This window comes from Vibrio sp. 2134-1, assembly GCF_033339495.1.
Genome location: NZ_JAWOUS010000316.1, coordinates 1 through 778, shown reverse-complemented (window position 1 = coordinate 778; position 778 = coordinate 1). Strand labels below are relative to the sequence as shown.

Genomic DNA, 778 nt, shown 5'->3' with positions numbered 1-778 from the left:
AACGGTAGAAAAGCCAGTACCAGGTTGGTCGCTGCCTCGATTTTGAAGATACGCTTTTGACGCCACGCCCATACTGAAGGGCTCACGTAGTGCACGGTTTTAATGCCTGCTTGCTTTAAATCTAACTCTATACGCAAGTTAAAATCTGGCGCATCAATTCCGACAAAAACATCTGGCGGGTTCTGGGTGAAGTACTTAACAAGCTCAGCTTTTATTTTTAACAAACGAGGTAATCGTCCAAGCACTTCAACTAAACCCATTACAGCTAACTCTTCCATATCAAAAAGAGATTCACAGCCTTGCGCGATCATCTTTGGCCCACCGATGCCAACGAACTCTGCATTCGGGTATCGTTCTTTCACTGCCTTGATAAAGCCTTCCCCTAGCGTGTCACCAGATAACTCGCCAGCAATGATGCCAATACGTAATGGTTTTTCCATATCGATTCCGCCCTATGTACTATGGATAAGGGATTCCTTATCCATAAAACACAAAAAGACCGCAGCCCTAATTGGGCGCGATCTTTTCCACTTATTGATTCATTCGCGAATTAACGAATGATACCACGTTCCGTTGTTTCTAGAATGTCAGAAAAACGCTTCACAGCTGGCCATTCTTGTGCCATTTCTGCAAGAATCGGTTTCACTTCTTCTAGCGTTTTACCAGAGCGGTAAATTTCTTTGTACGCTTTTTGTAGTGCTCGAATTTCTGGTTTCTCAAAACCATTGCGCTTCAAGCCAACTAGGTTCAAACCAAACGGCGTAGCATGGTTACCTTG

At 44.1% G+C, this 778-nt stretch carries 1 protein-coding gene and 1 pseudogene; both read right to left on the bottom strand.

Going from position 1 to position 778, the window contains the following annotated elements; translation table 11 throughout:
- On the bottom strand, positions 1–440 hold a 440-nt coding region (gene lpxB, locus R7R78_RS25695; RefSeq protein WP_225474566.1), incomplete at its 3' end, for a lipid-A-disaccharide synthase.
- Between the two features lie 110 nt (positions 441–550).
- A pseudogene (locus tag R7R78_RS25690) lies at positions 551–778 on the bottom strand (acyl-[acyl-carrier-protein]--UDP-N-acetylglucosamine O-acyltransferase); the annotation flags it as partial.